Origin of the sequence: Selenomonas sputigena ATCC 35185 (assembly GCF_000208405.1) — a bacterium.
Lineage (GTDB): Bacteria > Bacillota > Negativicutes > Selenomonadales > Selenomonadaceae > Selenomonas > Selenomonas sputigena.
In genome coordinates this window covers 2,325,200-2,342,982 of record NC_015437.1, presented here as the reverse complement: position 1 = coordinate 2,342,982, position 17,783 = coordinate 2,325,200, and the positions used below count along the sequence as shown (strand labels likewise).

Below are 17,783 nucleotides of genomic sequence, written 5' to 3'. Positions count from 1 at the left end.
AAAGAAAGGTAAAAATTTTTAACATCGGATATGATATACTGTAATCAGCAAGAGCAGAAAGGTTTTCCTATCGTAATGAAGGGAGAAATCACCATGAACAGAAAGGAACATGCATTTATTCGATTTGGAGACGATCGGATAAGGCTAGACTCCATCGAAGGCTATGGCATCCGCACGATTCCCCGATATTTCGTGCGAAATGAGGCGCACTCCGAGGTAGACAAGCGGAGCTATGAGGGGGCATTTGAGCTGTATATGTACGATGACGAGCCGGATAAGAATGCCAGCCCCATGCTCGACATCACGGGGTATCCCGTGCTCATGGACGGAATGGCGGTTCGGGAAGGTCATCTCCCGCCCCAAGCGTTTGATGTGCAGAAGGCGTGTGCATTGTATGTCCGAGGCAAGCAGATGGGAGGCGGATGGTCGGAATCTTCCACCGTGCTTTACAAGGAGGGCGAATGCGGTTTTGACATTCATGCCAAACTTGTCGAATTGGACGGACTTCTCCTCGACTAGCAGCAAAACCTGCCCGACGATAAAAAATAGCAGGAATCGACACATATCGCATCGAAAGTGTCTGCATTTAGATGTGAGTTAGATGTGAGTTAGATGTGAGGATGTGAGCGTATGTATCCCTATGGACGGCAGGACAAGAAGCTCCTGAACATGCTGATCCTGGAGATTTTGGAGCAGTATACGGACAGCGACCACCGCTTGACGCAGCTGGAAATCGTGGATCTGCTGGAAAAAAACTATGGTATTCGATGCACTCGGCAGACGGTCAAGAACAATCTTATGCTCCTTAAGGATATGGGGTATGAGATTTCCCTGCAAGGCGGCGTCTGCCTTACGTCGCGCCAGTTTGAGGATGCGGAACTGAGGATGCTGATCGACAGCGTCCTCTTCTCCCGCACGCTTTCCGGCGCACAGGCCGAACGGCTGATTGAGAAGCTGGTAGGGCTTGGAAACAAATACTTCCATGCCAAAGTGAAGCACGTTTCCCATCTGCCGAAACTCATACACTCGGACAACAAGCAAGTCCTGCTGAATTTGGATGTGCTGAACGATGCCATTGAGCAGGGGCGGAAAGTCAGCTTCATTTATAACAGCTATGGCAAGGACTTCAAGCTGCACCCCAAGCGGGAAGAACCGTACATCGTAAGTCCGTATCAGATGGTGGCAAATCAAGGCAGATATTATTTGCTTGGCAATTATGATAAATACAATAATATTTCCCATTATCGCCTGGATTGCATGACGAAAGTAAAAATGCTTGAGGACAAGGCCAAGCCGAAGAAGCAGGTGGAGGACTTTGCCCAAGGCTACAGTTTGCCCAAGCACATGGCAGAGCACATCTATATGTTCAGCGGTCCGAGCGTGCAGGTGAAGATGCGCGTCTGGGATCAAATGATGGGCCAGCTGATCGACTGGTTCGGAAAGGATTTCCGCATTGTGCAGGAGGATGCGGATGAACTCATCGTTTCCGTTGCCTGCAACGAAAAGGCGATGAAATATTGGGCGTTGCAGTATGGAAAATATGCGGAGATCTTAGAGCCGAAAAGCCTGCGGGATAAGATTCGTAAGGTGGTAAGGGATATGGGAAAGAAGTATCTGTCAGGTGAGATGGAATAACGCAAATTGGGGCGGGAGTGTCAACGGCTTCGTAAGGAACCATTGATAAATTCAGCCGCCCATCTTCACACATCTGCTCTGTCCTCTCGTCGTCGACAAATCCTCGACGTAGCACTGCTACGCCTGCGGTTTGTCTCCTCGATAGGATCAGCGCATCTGTGCAAATCTGGGCAACTTCATTTTATCAGCGTTTCCTTAAGGAGGTACTCATGGTCGAGGAATTTTATGGAAAAATCAGCCGATCGGGCTCGAACCTATCCGACAGTTTGGAGGATAAACTGACCGGAGATTTTTTCGGTACATTAAGGTACATGGATTTTTGTGATGGATTGCAGCCCATACTATGCGGGGCATTACGCAAATCGGAGAAGCAGCAGGCTGAATCACAGGCTGCAATTCAGCTCATAGAAAACGTGAATTGCACAAATATCAGAGATGAGGAGCATATCAAATTCTGGCCGAAACACGATCTGGGGGAATTGGATGTTTTGTTGGAATTTGACAATTGCTATATTGGCATTGAGGTAAAGTTTCAGAGCGGACTGTCCTCAGACGATCAGCTCATTCGCGAAGCAAACATTTTGTGCGATTTGCCCAAAGATAAAAAGAAAATCCTGCTGTTCATTGCGAAGCATGAATCATGCATATCGGTTTACCGTAAATATAGGAAGGATATAAGCAAGCAAGGAGTCCATTTCGTTTTTGCGAGTTGGGAAGATATATTGCAATCGATGAAGGACATTTTACATGGGGGGAAAGGAAGCAAATATACCTTTGGGCAGAAATTGATGATATGTGATTTGGTAAGATTATTGACAAGAAAGGGGTTCGAACCCTTTTTGTCTATGACAAACGGCATTTCAGATAGACCAGATCAGTCAATAGAAAAGAAGGGATACTTTATGCTGAATCATAAGGATTATACAAAGAACTATAAGGATGCCGCCTTTGTGGTTTTTATGACATACAGAAATGTAGATAAATTGCTCAAGGCTATACATTCTAAATCCCAGGAATGCGGATATACGTTTATCAAGAGGTATGAAGAGACGTACGCCGGTATTGTGGATGATCTTTGGCTGACGTTTAGCAAAGAAGCAAATTCCGGTAGCGGGGACACGTCGTTGTATGCAGTGAATATCTTTTTGACGAACGCAAATGAAGAACATCCGTCGAATCCAACTTTCAGCGTTTTGAGATATGTTTCGTCAAATGCTGTTTCAAAAAATCTCACTAGGAAAGACTTAGTAGAGGCACTTGATGACACTGCGAATACAGAAAGGAATACTCGCGATATCGGTGTGGATGGAATGACTATGACGTTACATCAAAGAGATATCAATGACTCGGAAAAACACGCTGGCTTGCGGGGTTGTTATTATGTAGATTTACCCTTGATGAGCATTTCAAAGGATGACATTCGACGAGTTTTCCATATGTTTGATGAACTGTCGAAGCAGTCTGACATAGCGTATTCGCAGCAAGCGACGAAGGAAGAATAGAGGAAAGGGAACGAACATGATGCCATATACAGAAAATACTCTGCAGGACAGTGGTGTGATCCTTGCCTGCGAGGATGAGAGCATCTTTTCTGCGCTGGCGCGATATTATTCCCACATGGAAAAGTGTGAGCCGCTCCTCGGTATGCCGGTGCGTCAATTTTCCTCCGAATCAGAACAGGAGGATGCTGCGTCCATCGCAACGGAAGAGGTATCGTTGCCCCATACCATGCTGATTTCGGATGCGCAGGCGATGACGATCCCGTTCGAGATATTGCGGCAACAGGATATACTCTGCATCTATCGTACAGCCTCTGAAAAAAACTTTGTCGCATGTGCAGAGCGGCTGGCGGCACTGCAGGAGGATGATGACGGCTGCATCAGACCGATTCTTATGTGCTTTGCAGATGAGGCAGCGGCAAAGGCTTGCATAATCGCATCAGGTCTATGGACGCCGATGAATATCCAACTGGTCGGTGTAGACAGGCGGGATATTCTCCCGATGCTTGCGTCGACGAAAGGAGATCTTCGGTGTATCTCTCTAGAACATCTGCTTTGGGAAGAAATGCCTGCCGCGAATCAAACAGTGCGGGGTGTGCAGCTCATCTTCCGAGGGACAGGAGAAGACTTCAACTTCTATCATATTGCAAAAAAGGTGGAAGCAATCGCTGACGGCTTCCGAGGAGAGGTTGATCTTGTGTGGCAGGTCGAGCCATGGGAAGAGAATGAGATACTGATGTTTTCTGCGTATGAAATGCATCACGCAGGCGTTGCGTCGAAAGATGTGTGAGCCGTCAAAGTTCTTCGCTTGAATTGGAACGATGTGTCGAATTTGCGTGTAATAAAGATTTTTATAGAAGGGGTATGTAGATGCTACTTTCTGGCGATGGCATGAGGTGCGATACAGCCGATGTCAAAAGGGTTGAACTCAGTGTTCATACGCAAATGAGCGAAATGGAGTCCGTACTCTCTGTGCGAGAACTCCTTCGCACGGCTGCCGCTTGGGGTTGGAAGGCAGTAGCCGTTACCGACCACGACGTTGTGCAGGTATTTCCCGATGCCATGAAAATTGCCGCACGTCTTGGCGTAAAGGTTATTTACGGTATGGACGGATCTATGGCGCAGGAAGATGGCAAGGAGTCCATTCCCTATCGGATTTCTATGTTAGCGAAGAATAAAAAAGGCCTGCTCCATTTGTATGAACTGGTAACTCTGTCGCACAGGAATGTTTTTCATCATCAGCCCCATATTCCGAAACGCGTATTCCATGAACTTCGAGAGGGCTTGCTGCTCGGCTCGGCGGGCGCGGAGGGGGGACTCGTTCGGGCAATCGCAGCCGCCAAGAGCGATGATGAAATTTTAGCCATCGCCAATTTTTACGATTACCTGGAAATTCAGCCTGCGGAAAATTATGTCGGTTTAATTGCAGATGAAACTTTCTCCTGCATTCAATCCGAGGAAGATGTGAGGAACATCCATCGGAAAATCGTCGAAATCTCCAAGAGAACCGGTAAAATCTTAGTCGCGACGGGTGACGTGCATTACTTGAACCCGGAGGATGCGTTCTGCCGCAGAGTGCTCCTAAACGCTGCCGGTAAAAAAGACGATGACACCCAGTCATCACGTTTTCTTCGTACGACAGAAGAAATGCTTCAAAACTTTAGCCATCTTGGAAAAGAAGCCGCCTATGAGGCTGTGATCACAGGTTCGAACCGCATCGCGGATTTGATGGATGAGATAGACCCATCGTATGAAAAATGTCTTCCCCAAATTCCCCATGCGCATGATATCATCAAATCCATGTCTTACGACAAGGCAACCGAATTATATGGTAGAAATCTGCCGCGAATTGTGCAGGAACGATTGGAGCAGGAACTTGCCGTCATCCTTGAACATGAATATTCGTCGCTGTATTTGCTGCCGCAAAAACTTGTGCAAAAAGCGCATGAAGATGGTCACATCACCTGTACGAACGGCTCGATCGGTGCTTCTTTGGCAGCGCATCTGATCGGGATAACGGAAGTCAATCCGCTCCCTCCGCATTGGCGTTGCGCAAAATGTCAATACAGCCAATTCATCACAGATGGTTCCGTAGCTTCCGGTTTTAATTTGCAGGCGAACATTTGCCCCCAATGCGGAGAAACACTCCTGGGCGATGGACACGATATCCCCTATGCCGCTCTTGTTGGCTTTGATGGGAGCAGACAGCCTGATATCGTCATGAGTTATCCAGATTCGTATCGTTCCATTGCAGCCGAAAATATCGAAAAAGTATGGGAGCGTGTCCGAGTTTATCCGGCTGGAACCATCGAAACGATATCCTATGATGAAGCCGTGGCATATATCCAAAACGCTCTTGATACAACGGATCGCATTCCCGTGGGAATCCCCATGCAGGATGTGGCGGAACAATGTGTTGGCACGAAAAAAGCGATGGGAATCAACGATTCGGCTTTCATCATACTCCCTGAGGATGCAGAACCCGGCTTCTTTCTTCCTCTTCAAGATGTGAGCGATCAGGAAGGTCATACATATCGAATCCCCCATTTTTCCTACCAAAATCTCACCAATCATTTTCTTAAACTCAATCTGCTGCGTTATTTTGTACTCTCTCTCCTCGAAAAATTAGAGCGCGGCACAGGCTGCAGTCTTTCGAATATTCCCTTCGATGACCCTTCCGCCATCTCTTTATTCCGGAAAGCCGATACCGTTGGCATCCCCGAATTTCACTCTCCCAAGGTTCGTCAAATGCTGCAGGAATTGCAGCCGAGATTCTTTAGTGAACTGGTCAAAATTTCCGCTTTTTCTCATGGAACCGGAGCATGGGAAGGAAATGCACAGAAACTGATTAGCCGAGGCGTATGCACGTTGAACGAAGTCGCTGCAACTCGTGATGATGTCATGATGTACTTGATACGAAAGGGAATCGACCCGCTGCGTGCTTTTCAAATCATGGAATCCGTGCGAAAGGGGAATGGCATCCTTCCCAAAACCATAAAAATTCTGCAGGAAAAAGGTGTTCCCTCTTGGTATATTCAATCTTGTCAAAAAATGGGATATATGTTTCCTCGTGCTCATGTCGTGGATCATGTCATGTCGAATTATCGTCTGGCGTATTACAAGGCGCATCATCCGCAGGAATTTTATCGAGCATATATTGAAACCATGGCTGATGCGTCTGATCTGGCAGTCATAAAATCAGGGGAAACGGCTATAAAAGAGCGCCTCTCAATTTATACGGACACGGAAAGTTTCGAGGAATCGAGCAACGGCAAAATTGAACTTTTGGAGCTTGCATTGGAGATGTGTATGCGAGGACATCATTTGCGACCGCATTTCTATGACGAAGACCTCAAATCATTCTAAGCGAGGTATTCGTCATAATTTTATTGGACATTCATGTTCAATAAGATTGATCACAACATTCCCATGACTAAACTGTTTTCCTTTTGTTTCGTTTTTGTTTAGCTTTCGTTTGTTGGGGATTTAGGAGCGCGCCGTATACTTGAACTATGCAAGGGACGAACACATGAGCCTCCCTGCAGAAGCATTCATGATATGACGTTCAATGGAAAAGGAGGCGTTCCTCATGGAAAACAGAATCATGGAAACGGCAAAGGGTATCTTCTCGGCGAAGAATTTGAAGCGTGCAGGCGTCGTCGTCGCTCTTGGCGCGGTGCTCGCGGGCGGCGGCGCTTATTGGCATCATGGACAGGAGGTCGCCGCCAAGGAGCGTGTCAGCGAGGCACGCACGCAAATGGTTCGGACGCAGGCAGATAAGGCGGGGCTCGCACTCCGCTCGGAGAATGAGGTGCGCACGCTCGTCGCAGATGCCCTCGGCGTCGATGAGACGGCGATCACCTACCGCAAGGTCGAGCTGACGGACAATCGCGCGAAGGGGATGAAGCACGGTGACGATAAGTACAAGGGTGATCATCGTGACGGAGATCATCGAGATCAGAAGGACAAGCACGAGAGAAAGGCTCGTCGCGGCGATCAGTCAATGGATACGAGGCAAATGCCACAGTCCGCGCCCGGGGGCGCTCCTGCTGCACCGCAGCAGCCGCTGGCTGCTCCTGCGCCGGATGCTGCAATGCCTGCGTCGGCCGCGCCCAGCACAGCGTCCGCTGCCACTGCGCCGAGCCCCGCGCTGTTCCAGCCCGTTTATCGTGTGAAATGCTACGCGAACAATGTGAAGTACGAGCTGATCCTCGACGCGCAGTCGGGCGATGTGCTTTACCGCGAGATCGATGATTAAAGGAAATACGGATAAAAAGAGCCTGCCGCATGTGCAATGTGCGGCAGGCTCTTTATGTATGCTTTTTCACTGAAGGATATACAAGATGCTCACTGTCATACCACAGAACATGGAAGTGGTCATCAAGGCGCAACCCGATGATTCGCAGCTTGTTGTTCAGCGCGAAGGAAAAGAGATCGTCGGAAAAGTCTTCAAGTTTCAAAGACTTGAGCCGCTCACGCGCGGCGGGGGAAAATCTTTGGATCTCCTTGACGTAGTGATGCTTTGATTTGCCGCTGTCGTGCGTCTGACGGGCGATTTCTGCCCATGTCATTTGCGAGTAGGCAATCATCTTATCGAGGAAATCCCTATGGTTGAAATCCGTGCGTGTCGTATCGAAAGCGAAGGCGCCCTGTTTGTCGATGCGGTCGAAACGAAATATGGGGAAGCCTGTGCTTTGACTTTTGGGAGATAGGACGACTTCTTTTTTTTGCCGTACGTTACCCTTTTTGTGAACTTGCTTCTGGCGCTTCATCAAAGAGCCCCATAATACGCACCGATGGCTTCCTTGGAGATGACGGAATCGCTGAACGCCATTTCGTCCAGCGATCCGCGCGCGGCCTTCCACGGTGTTTCGGCGTGCGTCTGCGCGCGCAGCTGATAGGGCTCCATGGCACCGTATGCGGAGAGAACCGTGTCGATGCTGTCCTTTTCGTCTGCGGTCAAAGCGTCAATATTTCCATCCGGCAGGAAATCTTCCGTGACAGAGTACATGCCTTTGTGGCGCGCGAAAAGCGGCCGGCATACCGGCCCGTTGCGCCACGCCTCGAAGTCTTCGGGAAAAAGCGGCTTCCCCGTCCAGGCAAGCGTCCACGCCTGCGCATAGTAGCAGAGCTTCTGAAGCTTCCATGTACTGATTTCGCCTGTCTTGAGCAAGATATACCTTGCTGCATCGAATACATTCGCCATGTGCCGGTGCACCTCCTTTACTGTACGCGGTTTTCACTCGTTATGCGCCGACATCGACCTTCGTGTTGCGCGTGGGGTTCTTCGCGGCTTCGGCGGCATTCTGCATCTGGCGTATGTAGGCGGCTTTTGCCTGCTGCAGCACGGGCGGCGTATGGCTCGCGGCCGTCTGGACGATGCGCTTGTTCGCCTGCTGGAAAGCGGACGAGCCGACCTTCGTGTCGTTGCCGAAGGGGGAGGATTTGGAAACGGCGTTCGCTGCGCGTGAGGCGCGCGATGCCGACTGCTGGGCGAGGGCGAACGCTTCTTCGTTTGCCTGCTGGAACTTCGATGAGCCGACCTTCGTATCGTTGCCGAAGGGCGAGGCCATGTAGACGGCCTTTGCTTCGCGTGCCGATTTTGCAATCGAGCGGTCGGCGAGCCGCGCCGCTTCCTCGTTCGACTGCTGGAACTTTGACGTGCCGAGCTTCGTGTCGTTGCCGAGGACCGAGCCCATGTAGTACGCCTTGGCGGCGCGGGCGGAGCTGGCGATCGAGCGGCCGGCGAGGGCGATTGCCTCTTCGTTCGACTGCTGGAACTTCGACGTGCCGATCTTCGTGTCATTGCCGAAGGGCGAGGACATGTAGATTTCCTTCGCCGCGCGTGCAGACTTCGCGATCGAGCGATTGGCAAGCTGCTCTGCTTCCTTGTTTGACTGCTGGAATTTCGAGGTGCCGAGCTTCGTATCGTTGCCGAAGGGCGAAGACTTGTAGACTTCCTTTGCCTCGTGCCATCCTTGGGCGGCCTTCTGGCGACCCACTTCGGCGAGGTTCAAGTTGATCTTCTCGAACGTTGCCGAGCCGTAGGGGTTGACTGAAATTGAAGAGATGCTCATCGTTCTTTCCTCCCTGCTTCCCTGCCGGGTCATGCTGATGATTCACATGGAATCTTCCTAGGATATTCTCCCCATATTATAACAAATATTTCTTTTGTATTCAATGTATTCCCGGAATATTTCCTAACCTAGAATATCATTGACAATCGCTCCCGTTTTAGTGTAATATTAAAGAAGAATTGGCAGGGGCTTTTGCCCTTGCCGGAAGGTTTCGCGGACGGTGCACGGGTTTTCTGTGCTTCGTCTGTATCGCCGCCGGGCAAAGCCGGGGGAAGGACTAGGGGGTATTTTACAAATGGCAGTAAAAGTAGCGATCAATGGTTTCGGACGTATCGGCCGCCTCGCGTTTCGTCAGATGTTTGATGCAGAGGGCTATGAAGTCGTAGCCATCAACGATCTCACGGACCCCAAGATGCTCGCGCACCTCTTGAAGTACGATTCGACGCAGGGCAAGTACGAATATGCCGACCAGGTGGAAGCCGGTGCGGATTCCATCACGGTTAAGGGAAAGAAGATCAACATCTACAAGGAAGCCGATGCTTCGAAGATTCCTTGGGGCAAGCATGACGTCGACGTCGTGCTTGAATGCACGGGCTTCTATACCTCGAAGGAAAAGGCTTCGGCGCATCTCGCCGCCGGCGCGAAGAAGGTCGTCATCTCGGCGCCTGCCGGCAACGATCTGCCGACTGTCGTCTTCAACGTTAACCACAAGATTCTGAAGCCCGAGGACAAGGTCATTTCGGCGGCTTCTTGCACGACGAACTGCCTCGCTCCGATGGCGAAGGGGCTCAACGACCTCGCGCCGATCCAGAGCGGCATCATGGCGACGATTCATGCCTACACGGGCGATCAGATGACTTTGGACGGCCCGCAGCGCAAGGGTGATCTGCGCCGCAGCCGTGCCGCTGCCGTCAACATTGTACCGAACTCGACGGGCGCGGCGAAGGCGATCGGCCTCGTCATCCCCGAGCTCAAGGGCAAGCTCATCGGCGCTGCGCAGCGCGTCCCGACTCCTACGGGTTCGACGACGCTTCTCTTCGCTGTCGTCAAGGGCGAAGTCACGGTCGAGCAGATCAACGCGCAGATGAAGAAGGAAGCGACGGAGTCCTACGGCTACAACGAGGATGAGATCGTATCGAGCGACATCATCGGCATGCGCTACGGCTCGCTCTTCGATGCGACGCAGACGATGGTCAGCCCCATCGGTGACGGCAACACGCAGGTGCAGGTTGTTTCGTGGTACGACAACGAGAACAGCTACACGAGCCAGATGGTTCGCACGATCAAGTACTTTGCTGAACTGAAGTAAGGGAAGCACGGATAATTTCAGCGCTTTCTGAGAGCGAGAGCGGTCGGCGAAATACGGGAAAGGCGAAGCTAGCGCGCCTTTCTGAAAAAATCAGCTGAGTCAAGATCCATGAGGTCCGGCCGCGTTTGGGCCGGGCCTCTGTTCTTTTTATGGGAGGATTTTTATGAACAAGAAGACGATCAAGGATATCGACGTAAAGGGCAAGAAGGTCTTCGTGCGCGTCGATTACAATGTGCCGTTCGACGACAAGATGAATATCACGAACGACACGCGCATGGTGCGCACGCTGCCGACGCTCAACCATCTCTTGGACGGCGGCGCGGCGCTGATTCTCGCGTGCCACATTGGTCGCCCGACGGAGGCGAAGGAAGAGAAGTTCTCGACGAAGCATCTCGTCAAGCATCTTTCGGAACTTCTGAAGAAGGACGTGAAGTGGGCATCCGACTGCGTCGGCCCTGAAGCGGAGAAGGCAGCTGCGGACTTGAAGCCAGGCGAGGTTCTGCTCCTCGAAAACCTGCGCTATCACAAGGAAGAGAAGAAGAATGATCCCGCTTTCGCCAAGCAGCTCGCCTCGCTGGCGGACATCGCCGTTGACGACGCCTTCGGCGTCGCGCATCGCGCTCATGCCTCGAACGTCGGCATCGCTTCCGATCTTGAAACGGTCGCAGGTTTCCTCATGGAAAAGGAGATCAACTACATCGGCAAGACGCTCGAAGCGCCCGCGCATCCTTTCGTCGCCATCATCGGCGGCGCGAAGGTCTCGGACAAGATCGGCGTCATCAGCAACATGATCGAGAAGGTCGACACGATCATCATCGGCGGCGGCATGGCGCACACGTTCGACGCGGCCAAGGGGCTCGCGATCGGCGATTCGCTGTGCGAGCCGGATAAGATGGATCTCGCGAAGGAACTTCTCGAAAAGGCGAAGGCGAAGGGCGTCAAGGTCATCCTGCCGCTCGACGTCGCCGTCGCGAACATGTTCCCGCTCGCTGACGAGGCGAAGTTTGCCTCTGAGGGCAAGACGAAGGTCGTCGATGTCGACAAGGTGGAGGACGGCTGGCAAGCGCTCGACAGCGGCCCGAAGACGTCGGAGGCGTATGTCGAAGCGCTGAACGGCGCGAAGACGATCATCTGGAACGGCCCCATGGGCGTCTTCGAGTGCGACGAGTTCGCCAAGGGCACGCTCGCAGTCGCGAAAGCCGTCGCCGATGCGACGGAGGCGGGCGCGACGAGCATCGTCGGCGGCGGTGATTCCATCGCGGCGCTGAAGAAGACGGGGCTTTCGGACAAGATCTCGCACATCTCGACGGGCGGCGGCGCGACGCTGGAGTTCCTTGAGGGCAAGGTCTTGCCGGGCATCGCGGCGATTGCCGAGAAGTAAGAGCTTCTGAAAGATGGCGCACAGCGTCCGCAAAGTCGGACACTCGTGCTCGCCGCAAAAGAAGCAGGAGCAAAGATAGAAGCTTTGCGGGAGCGCGTGCCGTTTTGACGTGCTCCCGATGTTCCATACGAGGAGGAAGATTTTATGGCAAGAAGACCCATCATCGCAGGCAACTGGAAGATGAACAATACGATCGCCGAGGGCGTAGCGCTCGTCAAGGAGCTCATGCCGCTCGTGAAGGATGCAAAGGATGTCGATGTCGTCGCTTGCCCGACGGCAACGGCGCTCGCCGCTGTGGCAGAAGCCGTCAAAGGCTCGAACATCCACATCGGCGCACAGAACGTGCATTGGGAGAAGAGCGGCGCCTATACGGGCGAGATTTCGACGGATATGCTCAAGGAGATCGGCGTCGACTACTGCGTGCTCGGCCACTCCGAGCGCCGCGAGTACTTCGGCGAGACGGACGAGGGAGTCAACAAGCGCGCCAAAGCGGCTTTTGCTGCGGGCATCACGCCGATCATCTGCTGCGGCGAACCGCTTGAGATCCGCGAGGCGAACACCTACATCGACTTCGTGACGAAGCAGATCAAGGCGGCGCTCGACGGCTTCTCCGCCGACGAGGCCGCGCAGCTCGTCATCGCCTACGAGCCGATCTGGGCGATCGGCACGGGCAAGACGGCGACGTTCGAGCAGGCGGAGGAAGTCTGCGCCGCCATTCGCGCGACGGTCGCCGAGGTGTTCAATAAGGACGCGGCGGAAGGCATCCGCATCCAGTACGGCGGCAGCGTCAAGCCCGCAACGATCGCAGGACTCATGGAGAAGCCGAACGTCGACGGCGCTCTCGTCGGCGGCGCATCGCTCAAGGCGAAGGACTTCAGCGAGATCGTGAAATTCTGACGTGAGGAAATTCTGACGCAAGGAAGTTCTGACGAGAAGGAAAACTTTTGAGCGGCACTGCACATGCGATGCCGCTCCTTTTGGGGAGTAGCCTCTATGGGCGACTTCCTGCAATATTTGTAACATACTCCATAGGAAAGGGGTAGATCTATGGCAACTTTGAAAAATGCACCGGTCGCGCTCATCATCATGGACGGCTGGGGAATCGGCGACCCGAAAGACCCGACGAACGCCATCGCCGTCGGAAAGACGCCCGTCTTGGACGGCCTCACGGCGAAATATCCGCACGCCCAGCTGCAGGCGTCGGGCGAGTACGTCGGCCTGCCCGACGGGCAGATGGGCAACTCCGAGGTCGGGCATACGAACATCGGCGCGGGGCGCATTATCTACCAGGAGCTCACACGCATCACGAAGGCGATCGCCGAGGGCACGTTCTTCGAAAACAAGGCTCTGCTCCACGCCATCGACAGCGCGAAGAAGTCGGGCGGCGCACTTCACCTCTTCGGCCTCGTTTCGCCGGGCGGCGTGCACAGCCACGAAAAGCATCTTTACGGGCTTCTCGAAATGGCGAAGAAGAATGGACTCTCAAAGGTCTATGTGCACGCCTTCCTTGACGGGCGCGACGTGCCGCCGACGAGCGCGGCAGGCTATCTCGCCGAGCTCGAAGAGAAATGCCGTGAGATCGGCGTCGGCGAGATCGCGACGATCTCGGGGCGCTACTACGCCATGGATCGCGACAAGCGCTGGGAGCGCGTCGAGAAGGCGTATGACGCCATTGCCAAGGGAGACGGCGTGAAGAAGGCGACGGCGAAGGAAGCTATCGAAGCCTCGTACGCGGAGAAGGTGACGGACGAATTTGTCGTCCCTGCCGTCATCGGCGGCTATGCGGGCATGAAGAAGGGCGACGGTGTCATATTCTTCAATTTCCGCCCCGACCGTGCGCGAGAACTCACGCATGCCTTCACCGACACGAAGTTCGACGGCTTCCCGCGCGTCGAAGGGCTTGATCTCGCGTTCACGACGATGACGCAGTACGAGGAAGGCATGAACGTCGAAATCGCCTACCCGCCCGAGAGCATCAAGAATACGCTCGGCTCGATCATCGAGCAGAAGGGCATGACGCAGCTTCGTATCGCCGAGACGGAGAAGTACGCGCACGTCACGTTCTTCTTCAACGGCGGCGTCGAAGAGCCGTACAAGGGCGAGGACCGCATCCTCGTTCCCTCGCCGAAGGTCGCGACGTACGATCTGCAGCCCGAGATGAGCGCACTCGAAGTCACGGACAAGGTCGTCGCCGCCATCGAGTCGGGCAAGTACGACTTCATCATCCTGAACTACGCGAACGGCGACATGGTCGGTCATACGGGCGTCATGGAAGCCGCCGTCAAGGCGGTCGAGACGGTCGATGCCTGCGTCGGCCGCTTCGTCGAGGCGGCGCAGAAGATGGGCGGCGAAGTTTGCATCATCGCCGATCACGGCAACGCCGACCGCATGGTCGACCACGCGACAGGGCAGCCCTTCACGGCGCATACGACGAATCCCGTGCCGTTTATATGCGTGTCCGACCGCGTGAAGAAGGCGCATGACGGCGCACTATGCGACATCGCACCGACGCTCCTGACGCTCGCAGGACTCGACATCCCGCCCGAAATGACGGGCAAACCCCTCGTGGAGATGAAGTAAGGTTTGTTTTGCGGCGGGGAAAGGCAAGGCTTTTCCCCGCTATGTTTTTGTCAACGAAAGGAGAACGCAAGATATGAAAAAATCCGTTTGGAAGTCCTTCACCGCCCTCCTCGGCATCCTCCTCGTCACCCTTCTCATCGCAGGCTGTGGACAGAAGGAAGAGCCGGAAGTCAGTATGGAATCCCTCGGCAAGGCGCTCCTCCAGGAAGACAAGGCCGGCATGGAGAAGTTCGGCATCAAGGAAGGGGAAGTCCGCAGTAACTTCATGAAATCCTTCGTCACGGCTTTCAAGGCTGCTTCAGGCGGACTTTTCACGAACGATCAGGCGCAGCAGATCGGCGAGGCTTGCCTCAATGTGCTGAAAAAATGCAATGTGAAGGCAAAGACGCTGGAAAAGAAGGACGACAAGGCGAAGGTCGAATTGACGATCGATACGATCGACGCAAGCTCGATCGATATGGATAAGATTGCGGAAGAGACGCAGGCTGGCGCTGCGAAAGATGCGGAGTTGGATACGCTCATGGACGCGTTTATGAAGAACTTCGCAAAGGCGATCGAGGGTCTCCAGCCGAAGGGCACGAAGACGATCCAGGTGGAATGCACCTATGACAGCTCCAAGGGCGTATGGATGCCGAACGATATGGTAGGCACGTCAGACAAGATCCTCGAAACGGCGGGAGGAGAGCTGATGAAATAACGGCATGGGCGTGACCACTGGGAATTTCATAGTAAACTACACGCACAAACGTCCACTTCGTGGACATTGTGCGCCGTCCTTAATGAAAGTTACCCAATCAGTCTGCGCCCTTCGGGCTTGACTTCTTGGGGTTTCATGGTAAAAAAACGGTCGGAGCTCAAAAGCTCCGACCGTTTTTGGTATCGTTTTGTATTAAGAGAGGCTTCAGAAGAACATCGACAGCAGCGTTCCGACATTGGCATAGGAATTCATGCTCGTCAAGGAGCCTGCCGATGTATAGGCGAGCGCGCGCTGGTAGTTGGGACCGAGCATCTGCTGTGCCGACGGGAAGATCTTGTCGCGCTGCGTCTTGGCGAAGTCGACCTTCTTTTCCGTTGCACCCGCAAGGCCGTTCTTGCCGAGGATGTTCTCGACGCGGTTCGGCTCTTCTTTGAGCGCCTTCGTCAGCGCCGCGTCATTGACGGAGAGCGTGCCCGACGCCGAATTCACCGTGATGCCGACTTGGCGCAGGGTGTCCGCCTTGTACGAAGCGTCGCCGAAGAGCTTTTCCATGCCCGAAGCGCGGCTTGAGACGTCGGAGTAGTCGCCGAACATCTTGATCGTGTCGTTGTAATCGGAAACGAAGTCTTTGACGTTCTTGAGTACGGCTTCCGTGTTCTTCTGCGTGTCCGCCTCGGTCGCGCCCGTGACGTTGAAGTTCGTGTTCTTGAGTGCGGCAGACGTTTTGGAAAGAGAGTTCATCGCTGTATCGAACGTCTTGTAGAAGCCGTCGGAGGCTTCGTGGTAAGACTTCAGTACGGCGCGCGTGTTCGCCTTGAGGTTCATCAGGGCGTAGGCGTTCGAGCCGAAGCCCTGCGAGTTTAAGAGCGAGGGAAGCCCCTTGGAAGCACGGGAAGACTGCGTTCCAAAAAGCGAATTACCCGCAGTGCCCATTCCGCCGAAAAGCGAGTAGCCGCTCTTCTGTGCGAAGCGGTACATGCCGTAGTTCGCCTGCGTCATGGAATATATCGTTGGCATGGTGGCCAGCTCCTTTCGAGAATGTAAGATAGCATTGATTCTTCACGAGAAAATATACCGTTTCATTGAGTATATCGAAAGGTGGGAGAAATTTCTTTAGCCCTCGGATTGCTCACAAGCGACCAAAAGATCGTGCTGTAATGATGCTTCATGACGTACCTCCCCCTGAATATCTGCTACATCAAATATAGAGGAGGCGCCGCGCTTTGTCAAATGGGAATTTCTCCTTGCCCCAAGGCTTTTCTTATGATATAATCATTCAGTCACAGGACAGTTGGTTCGAATATTTAGGAATCACTGATAAATTCAGCCGCCCATCTTCACACATCTGCGCTGTCCTCTCTTCGTCGACAAATCCTCGACGTAGCACCGCTACGCCTGTGGTTTGTCTCCTCGATAGAACCAGCGCATCTGTGCAAATCTGGGCGACCTCATTTTATCAGCGCTTCCCTCATTTTGAGCCTTCCCTGCTCCCGAGGGAGCCACAGACCATAGAGGAGGTGTTTTTGTGAGAAAATACGAGGTTATCTTTATCGTGAAGCCGATGGAGGAGGAAGCGACGAACGCTGTTATCGAGAAGTTCGTCAAGCTGATTCAGACGAACGGCGGCATGATCGACAAGGAAGACCGTTGGGGCAAGAAGCGTCTGGTGTATGAGATCAAGGATTACACGGACGGCTACTACTGCTTGCTCAATGTCACGGCTGAGCCTGCCTGCATGAAGGAGTGTGACCGCGTCATGAAGATCACCGACGATCTTCTGAAGCACATGATCGTGCGCGCGGAGGAGCTCATCGCAGCCGGCGAGAAGGCTGCGGCCGAGCCGGAAGCCGGCGAGGCAGAGTAAGCTGAGGGAGGAAATGCCATGAACAAGGTGCTTTTGACCGGAAATCTCGCCCGCGATCCCGAGGTGCGTTACACGCAGAGCGGCAAGGCGGTCGCTTCGTTTTCGCTCGCCGTGAACCGCCGCTTCGGCAAGGCGAACGACGGGCAGCAGCCGTCGGCAGACTTCATTTCCATCGTCGCATGGGAGAAGCTCGCGGAGTTCTGCGGCAACTACCTGACGAAAGGCAGCCGCATCCTCGTCGAGGGGCGTCTGCAGGCGAGAAGCTACGATGCGCAGGACGGCTCGAAGCGCTATGTGACGGAAGTCGTCGCAAACGACATCGAGTTCGCCGGCTCGCGTCCGCAGGGCGCGGGTGCGCCGGGCACGCCGATGCAGAGCAGTGCGCCGAGCCATCAGCCGCCTGCCGGACAGGAGTCCTTCGGCCCTTCCATACCCGATGAGGAAATCCCATTCTAAACAGGGGAGGGAATTGATTTGATCAGACGTGACAGAGGCAGACGTTCGCGCCGCAAGGTTTGCACGTTCTGCGTGGACAAGGTGGATGTCATCGACTATAAGGATGTCGCGAAGCTGCGCCGTTTCATCACGGAGCGCGGCAAGATCCTGCCGCGCCGCATTTCGGGCAACTGCGCGAAGCATCAGCGCCAGGTGACGCTCGCAATCAAGCGCGCGCGCAACATTGCGCTTTTGCCGTTCACTGCGGAGTAAGGAAGAGAGAGCCGAAAGGCTCTCTTTTTGTAT

At 53.7% G+C, this 17,783-nt stretch carries 18 protein-coding genes; 15 read left to right on the top strand and 3 right to left on the bottom strand.

Features of this window, described 5'->3' with window-relative positions:
• Positions 1 to 93 precede the first annotated feature (93 nt).
• From SELSP_RS10720 to SELSP_RS12310, 7 genes are all read left to right on the top strand, one after another.
• Complete coding sequence (locus SELSP_RS10720) at positions 94 to 519, top strand: hypothetical protein (protein ID WP_013741039.1); 426 nt, start codon at positions 94 to 96, stop codon at positions 517 to 519.
• A gap of 111 nt (positions 520 to 630) precedes the next feature.
• On the top strand, positions 631 to 1,635 hold the full coding sequence (locus tag SELSP_RS10715) for a WYL domain-containing protein (protein WP_006193889.1): 1,005 nt from the start codon (positions 631 to 633) through the stop codon (positions 1,633 to 1,635).
• 209 nt (positions 1,636 to 1,844) lie between these two features.
• Positions 1,845 to 3,137, top strand: coding sequence for an ATP-binding protein (locus tag SELSP_RS10710; protein ID WP_013741038.1), 1,293 nt, complete (start codon positions 1,845 to 1,847; stop codon positions 3,135 to 3,137).
• A 16-nt stretch (positions 3,138 to 3,153) separates the two neighbouring features.
• A complete protein-coding gene (locus SELSP_RS10705) occupies positions 3,154 to 3,924 on the top strand; it encodes a hypothetical protein (RefSeq protein ID WP_006193891.1) in 771 nt (256 codons plus the stop codon).
• A gap of 80 nt (positions 3,925 to 4,004) precedes the next feature.
• Positions 4,005 to 6,500 carry a PHP domain-containing protein gene (locus SELSP_RS10700; RefSeq protein ID WP_006193893.1) on the top strand — a complete coding sequence of 832 codons (2,496 nt, stop codon included), beginning with the start codon at positions 4,005 to 4,007 and terminating at the stop codon, positions 6,498 to 6,500.
• 223 nt (positions 6,501 to 6,723) lie between these two features.
• Positions 6,724 to 7,392 (top strand): hypothetical protein, encoded by a 669-nt coding sequence (locus SELSP_RS10695; RefSeq protein WP_013741036.1) that lies wholly within the window; start codon positions 6,724 to 6,726, stop codon positions 7,390 to 7,392.
• A gap of 109 nt (positions 7,393 to 7,501) precedes the next feature.
• Positions 7,502 to 7,660, top strand: coding sequence for a hypothetical protein (locus SELSP_RS12310; protein WP_174261613.1), 159 nt, complete (start codon positions 7,502 to 7,504; stop codon positions 7,658 to 7,660).
• Between the two features lie 245 nt (positions 7,661 to 7,905).
• On the opposite strand, the gene SELSP_RS10685 is transcribed toward SELSP_RS12310, so the two are convergent.
• Positions 7,906 to 8,340: a Panacea domain-containing protein gene (locus tag SELSP_RS10685; protein WP_006193896.1), complete on the bottom strand. Its 435-nt coding sequence runs from the start codon at positions 8,338 to 8,340 to the stop codon at positions 7,906 to 7,908.
• A gap of 40 nt (positions 8,341 to 8,380) precedes the next feature.
• The gene (locus SELSP_RS10680; protein ID WP_013741035.1) at positions 8,381 to 9,211 is read right to left on the bottom strand and encodes a hypothetical protein; all 831 of its coding nucleotides are present in this window, start codon (positions 9,209 to 9,211) and stop codon (positions 8,381 to 8,383) included.
• A gap of 295 nt (positions 9,212 to 9,506) precedes the next feature.
• Here SELSP_RS10680 and gap point away from each other — a divergent pair, with 295 nt between their 5' ends.
• From gap to SELSP_RS10655, 5 genes are all read left to right on the top strand, one after another.
• On the top strand, positions 9,507 to 10,520 hold the full coding sequence (gap, locus tag SELSP_RS10675; RefSeq protein WP_006193898.1) for a type I glyceraldehyde-3-phosphate dehydrogenase: 1,014 nt from the start codon (positions 9,507 to 9,509) through the stop codon (positions 10,518 to 10,520).
• A 163-nt stretch (positions 10,521 to 10,683) separates the two neighbouring features.
• A complete protein-coding gene (locus tag SELSP_RS10670) occupies positions 10,684 to 11,901 on the top strand; it encodes a phosphoglycerate kinase (RefSeq protein ID WP_006193900.1) in 1,218 nt (405 codons plus the stop codon).
• A 144-nt stretch (positions 11,902 to 12,045) separates the two neighbouring features.
• Positions 12,046 to 12,798 carry a triose-phosphate isomerase gene (gene tpiA / locus SELSP_RS10665; RefSeq protein WP_006193901.1) on the top strand — a complete coding sequence of 251 codons (753 nt, stop codon included), beginning with the start codon at positions 12,046 to 12,048 and terminating at the stop codon, positions 12,796 to 12,798.
• 150 nt (positions 12,799 to 12,948) lie between these two features.
• Positions 12,949 to 14,481: a 2,3-bisphosphoglycerate-independent phosphoglycerate mutase gene (gene gpmI, locus SELSP_RS10660; RefSeq protein WP_006193902.1), complete on the top strand. Its 1,533-nt coding sequence runs from the start codon at positions 12,949 to 12,951 to the stop codon at positions 14,479 to 14,481.
• A gap of 73 nt (positions 14,482 to 14,554) precedes the next feature.
• Positions 14,555 to 15,178, top strand: coding sequence for a hypothetical protein (locus SELSP_RS10655; protein WP_006193903.1), 624 nt, complete (start codon positions 14,555 to 14,557; stop codon positions 15,176 to 15,178).
• Positions 15,179 to 15,382: 204 nt separating this feature from the next.
• On the opposite strand, the gene fliD is transcribed toward SELSP_RS10655, so the two are convergent.
• Complete coding sequence (fliD, locus tag SELSP_RS10650) at positions 15,383 to 16,195, bottom strand: flagellar filament capping protein FliD (protein ID WP_013741034.1); 813 nt, start codon at positions 16,193 to 16,195, stop codon at positions 15,383 to 15,385.
• Between the two features lie 508 nt (positions 16,196 to 16,703).
• On the opposite strand from fliD, the gene rpsF reads away from it, so the two are divergent.
• The 3 genes from rpsF to rpsR are packed head-to-tail and all read left to right on the top strand — an operon-like array spanning position 16,704 to position 17,750.
• The gene (rpsF, locus tag SELSP_RS10645; protein ID WP_006193906.1) at positions 16,704 to 17,042 is read left to right on the top strand and encodes a 30S ribosomal protein S6; all 339 of its coding nucleotides are present in this window, start codon (positions 16,704 to 16,706) and stop codon (positions 17,040 to 17,042) included.
• An 18-nt stretch (positions 17,043 to 17,060) separates the two neighbouring features.
• Complete coding sequence (locus SELSP_RS10640) at positions 17,061 to 17,498, top strand: single-stranded DNA-binding protein (RefSeq protein WP_006193907.1); 438 nt, start codon at positions 17,061 to 17,063, stop codon at positions 17,496 to 17,498.
• Positions 17,499 to 17,516: 18 nt separating this feature from the next.
• Entirely contained in the window at positions 17,517 to 17,750 is a 234-nt protein-coding gene (gene rpsR / locus SELSP_RS10635; protein WP_013741033.1) for a 30S ribosomal protein S18, read from the top strand.
• Positions 17,751 to 17,783 lie beyond the last annotated feature (33 nt).

Bases quoted from the DNA above. Each gene is read 5' to 3' on its own strand.
- SELSP_RS10720 (WP_013741039.1), top strand. From the start codon at position 94: ATGAACAGAAAGGAACATGCATTTATTCGATTTGGAGACGATCGGATA.
- SELSP_RS10715 (WP_006193889.1), top strand. From the start codon at position 631: ATGTATCCCTATGGACGGCAGGACAAGAAGCTCCTGAACATGCTGATC.
- SELSP_RS10710 (WP_013741038.1), top strand. From the start codon at position 1,845: ATGGTCGAGGAATTTTATGGAAAAATCAGCCGATCGGGCTCGAACCTA.
- SELSP_RS10705 (WP_006193891.1), top strand. From the start codon at position 3,154: ATGATGCCATATACAGAAAATACTCTGCAGGACAGTGGTGTGATCCTT.
- SELSP_RS10700 (WP_006193893.1), top strand. From the start codon at position 4,005: ATGCTACTTTCTGGCGATGGCATGAGGTGCGATACAGCCGATGTCAAA.
- SELSP_RS10695 (WP_013741036.1), top strand. From the start codon at position 6,724: ATGGAAAACAGAATCATGGAAACGGCAAAGGGTATCTTCTCGGCGAAG.
- SELSP_RS12310 (WP_174261613.1), top strand. From the start codon at position 7,502: ATGGAAGTGGTCATCAAGGCGCAACCCGATGATTCGCAGCTTGTTGTT.
- SELSP_RS10685 (WP_006193896.1), bottom strand. From the start codon at position 8,340: ATGGCGAATGTATTCGATGCAGCAAGGTATATCTTGCTCAAGACAGGC.
- SELSP_RS10680 (WP_013741035.1), bottom strand. From the start codon at position 9,211: ATGAGCATCTCTTCAATTTCAGTCAACCCCTACGGCTCGGCAACGTTC.
- gap (WP_006193898.1), top strand. From the start codon at position 9,507: ATGGCAGTAAAAGTAGCGATCAATGGTTTCGGACGTATCGGCCGCCTC.
- SELSP_RS10670 (WP_006193900.1), top strand. From the start codon at position 10,684: ATGAACAAGAAGACGATCAAGGATATCGACGTAAAGGGCAAGAAGGTC.
- tpiA (WP_006193901.1), top strand. From the start codon at position 12,046: ATGGCAAGAAGACCCATCATCGCAGGCAACTGGAAGATGAACAATACG.
- gpmI (WP_006193902.1), top strand. From the start codon at position 12,949: ATGGCAACTTTGAAAAATGCACCGGTCGCGCTCATCATCATGGACGGC.
- SELSP_RS10655 (WP_006193903.1), top strand. From the start codon at position 14,555: ATGAAAAAATCCGTTTGGAAGTCCTTCACCGCCCTCCTCGGCATCCTC.
- fliD (WP_013741034.1), bottom strand. From the start codon at position 16,195: ATGCCAACGATATATTCCATGACGCAGGCGAACTACGGCATGTACCGC.
- SELSP_RS10640 (WP_006193907.1), top strand. From the start codon at position 17,061: ATGAACAAGGTGCTTTTGACCGGAAATCTCGCCCGCGATCCCGAGGTG.